Consider the following 2,708-nt stretch of genomic DNA (forward strand, 5'->3'; position numbering starts at 1 on the left):
CACTTCCCCCGTGGCGTCTACCACTGTGTAAATGCCCCTGCCTTCCAGCAGGTCTAAAATCTTTTCATAAAAATCCCTGGGCAAAGATGGAGGCACGCTGCCGGAAATAATGAGCATATCCCCCTTCTGCAGGGTATTGATCTTTTCGAAAAGCTGCTCCATGGCAGCCTGATCCACCGCAGGGCCACCGCCGTTGATCTCGCTTTCCTCCTGCCCTTTCAGCTTCACATTGATGCGAGTAAAGCCTTTCGCCAGACGCACGAAGTCCGTCTTGCATCCCTGCTCCTTCAGGTCTGCATCAATAAAATCCCCCGTGAAGCCCGCCAGAAAGCCCAGGGCGCGGTTATTTACCCCCAGATTCTGCAGGATGATGGCGACATTGATGCCTTTCCCACCGGAAAAGACCGCCTCTCCCGTGGCACGATTCACCATTCCCGGGCGAAATTCATCCATCTGCACCACATAATCCACCGAAGGATTCACTGTCAGTGTGTAAATCAAATCCATCCCTCCGTTTCGTAAATTGAATTTAGTATATCCCGTTTTTTCGGGAATATCAAGAAAGGCTCAGGGTAAATGCCCCAAGCCTTTGTTTGGTTATTTTTATCTGTTGTCAACGATAGTCACTGTAGAGGTTGCGCCGTCCCAGCCCACGTCATAGCCGAAAGCTTCCGCCAGATAACGGGCGGGAGCGTAGGTTCTGCCGTCTTTCACCACAGGAACCGTATCCATGTAGTCTTCAGCAGAATCTGCTTCTACTTTATCATTTTCATAAAATGCATCAAATGTAGCAACTACTCTTTCTTCGCCCATAGTGAAATATACATTTTCAACGACCTTCACAAGTCCCTCTTTTGTAATATTATGGGCAGATTCAAAGTCAAAGTAATCAAAGAAAAAATCCAAAGGAAGTTCCGCACCAAAAATCGCCATCTGCTGTTCCTGTATCCAGCCCACCTGCAAGCCCATAGCATCAGCAATGGGTCTTAAGGGAACCATCGTTCTGCCATTTTCATCCACAAAAGGCTTTGCATCCGTGAAAACGACAGGTTTGCCGTTTACAGTCACCTTCGTTTCCGCCGCAAAAGCCGTGCTGAAACAGCCCAGCGTCATAATGCCTGTTAAAATCAATGCCGCTAATTTTTTCATAGGAAAGCCTCCTTTTTATAGACATTTGTCCTCATCCTCGATACAATCATTGTAGCAAACAATGCTTTCATTTGCAAGAGATGCCCTTCAGCATCTCCAAGTTTCTACATTGCAAAAATAAAAAAGGAGCAGTTTTATGAAAATCGAACAATTTGTTATGGCATATCGCGTGGAACAGGATCGTCTGCGCGCTATGCTGCCGGAAGGTTTTATATCTCTCAGACCTGTGCTCCGCATCAATACAGAGATCCGCACAGAGAAACAGAAAACTGTGTATTTGGAATTGAATACACCTGTAGAAGGCTTTGGCAAACGTGGTTGGCTGAATATCGCTCACTGGGACAGCCTTTCCTATGAAAAAAACGGAACCTCCACCACCTTCCGTAGTTCTTTTCTTGATATCACATACACAGGCCTCGGCACTATTGGCGGCTGCCCCGCGGAAAAGGATAACGATGGCTGTTTTTTTGGAGATGATTTTGTCCCCGCAGAAAAAATTGAACAGAATAAAGAATACTGCAATTGCAAATTCCAATGGAAATTTGCCGAAACCGATGCCCACGGTGTCAGTACCGATGGAAAATCCATTCCTGCCATTCCCGCAGAACAACAGCATGTGTATGAAAAACAGGAACTTACTCCCGAAAATGCTGCAGCCATTCCCTGTGAACAAGTTTTAGGCGCATATGCCGTAACATTTGAGCGGAAATAAATAACAAAAGCCGAGGCAAATTTCATTGCTTCGGCTTTCTTTTTTGCTTTTATCAGAGTATTCGCTGCCATTTGGCAGCTTTGCCCCCTTCGGGGCGGCTTACATCTGTTTCCGCACTGTTTTATATTCATCCTCCAGGCGATAGTAGGGGCATCCACCATTGAAAGAATCCGTCAGGAATTTTTCCATTTCGTCCTCATCCAGATTCACTTCACAGTAATATTCTTCAAATTCTTCGTCATATCCAAAATACATACAGGTCTCACAATTAGACTGCATCGTATCACCTCTTCCTGCATATTATTATATCGCTTTTCCTTTCATGGCGCAACGCTTTGCGTTGTTGCTGGCAGTTGGCATCGCCAACTATTTTGCAAAAAAAGAAGCTCTTCCGTTTCCAGAAGAGCTTTTTCATGATCCGTGCGGGATTCGAACCCGCGTTACCGCCGTGAAAGGGCGGTGTCTTAACCCCTTGACCAACGGACCAGGATTACCAGAGTTTTCTCTGGTAAAAAAAAGTGGAAGTTACAGGGCTCGAACCTGTGACCCTCTGCTTGTAAGGCAGATGCTCTCCCAGCTGAGCTAAACTTCCACAAAACGACTCAGATGGGGCTCGAACCCACGACCTCCGGCGTGACAGGCCGGCGCTCTAACCAACTGAGCTACTGAGCCATATAAGACTATGAGTCGTTTTTTAAAAAATGGCAGGGGCAGAAGGATTCGAACCCTCGACATTTGGTTTTGGATAACAACGCTCTACCAGCTGAACTATACCACTGTATAACGGCCTCCCACTTAGTAGGATTACACATTCAAAACTGAACACAAGTTTCAAATTTAAATCGAA

4 protein-coding genes and 4 tRNA genes are annotated in these 2,708 nt (G+C 46.1%); 1 reads left to right on the forward strand and 7 read right to left on the reverse strand.

Annotated features, from left to right (window positions below):
• Positions 1–507 (reverse strand): 1-phosphofructokinase family hexose kinase (locus tag IJ369_RS09615; RefSeq protein ID WP_290718510.1); only part of this gene is annotated, 507 nt, incomplete at its 3' end.
• 96 nt (positions 508–603) lie between these two features.
• The gene (locus IJ369_RS09620) at positions 604–1,149 is read right to left on the reverse strand and encodes a stalk domain-containing protein (protein ID WP_290718512.1); all 546 of its coding nucleotides are present in this window, start codon (positions 1,147–1,149) and stop codon (positions 604–606) included.
• A gap of 136 nt (positions 1,150–1,285) precedes the next feature.
• On the opposite strand from IJ369_RS09620, the gene IJ369_RS09625 reads away from it, so the two are divergent.
• Positions 1,286–1,861 carry a hypothetical protein gene (locus IJ369_RS09625; RefSeq protein WP_290718514.1) on the forward strand — a complete coding sequence of 192 codons (576 nt, stop codon included), beginning with the start codon at positions 1,286–1,288 and terminating at the stop codon, positions 1,859–1,861.
• Positions 1,862–1,960: 99 nt separating this feature from the next.
• Here IJ369_RS09625 and IJ369_RS09630 read toward each other — a convergent pair whose 3' ends face one another.
• The 5 genes from IJ369_RS09630 to IJ369_RS09650 form a co-directional block, all read right to left on the reverse strand.
• Positions 1,961–2,140, reverse strand: coding sequence for a DUF6472 family protein (locus IJ369_RS09630; protein WP_290718515.1), 180 nt, complete (start codon positions 2,138–2,140; stop codon positions 1,961–1,963).
• A 135-nt stretch (positions 2,141–2,275) separates the two neighbouring features.
• Positions 2,276–2,347: transfer RNA gene (locus tag IJ369_RS09635), tRNA-Glu, on the reverse strand.
• Between the two features lie 33 nt (positions 2,348–2,380).
• Positions 2,381–2,453, reverse strand: a tRNA-Val gene (locus IJ369_RS09640).
• A 6-nt stretch (positions 2,454–2,459) separates the two neighbouring features.
• Positions 2,460–2,533: transfer RNA gene (locus IJ369_RS09645), tRNA-Asp, on the reverse strand.
• A gap of 30 nt (positions 2,534–2,563) precedes the next feature.
• Positions 2,564–2,639: transfer RNA gene (locus IJ369_RS09650), tRNA-Trp, on the reverse strand.
• Positions 2,640–2,708 lie beyond the last annotated feature (69 nt).

The organism is Anaerotignum sp. (genome assembly GCF_017483025.1).
GTDB lineage: Bacteria > Bacillota > Clostridia > Lachnospirales > Anaerotignaceae > Anaerotignum_A.

Excerpts from the sequence above, each read along its gene's own strand:
- IJ369_RS09630 (WP_290718515.1), bottom strand. The coding sequence starts at position 2,140 with ATGCAGTCTAATTGTGAGACCTGTATGTATTTTGGATATGACGAAGAA.
- IJ369_RS09620 (WP_290718512.1), bottom strand. The coding sequence starts at position 1,149 with ATGAAAAAATTAGCGGCATTGATTTTAACAGGCATTATGACGCTGGGC.
- IJ369_RS09625 (WP_290718514.1), top strand. The coding sequence starts at position 1,286 with ATGAAAATCGAACAATTTGTTATGGCATATCGCGTGGAACAGGATCGT.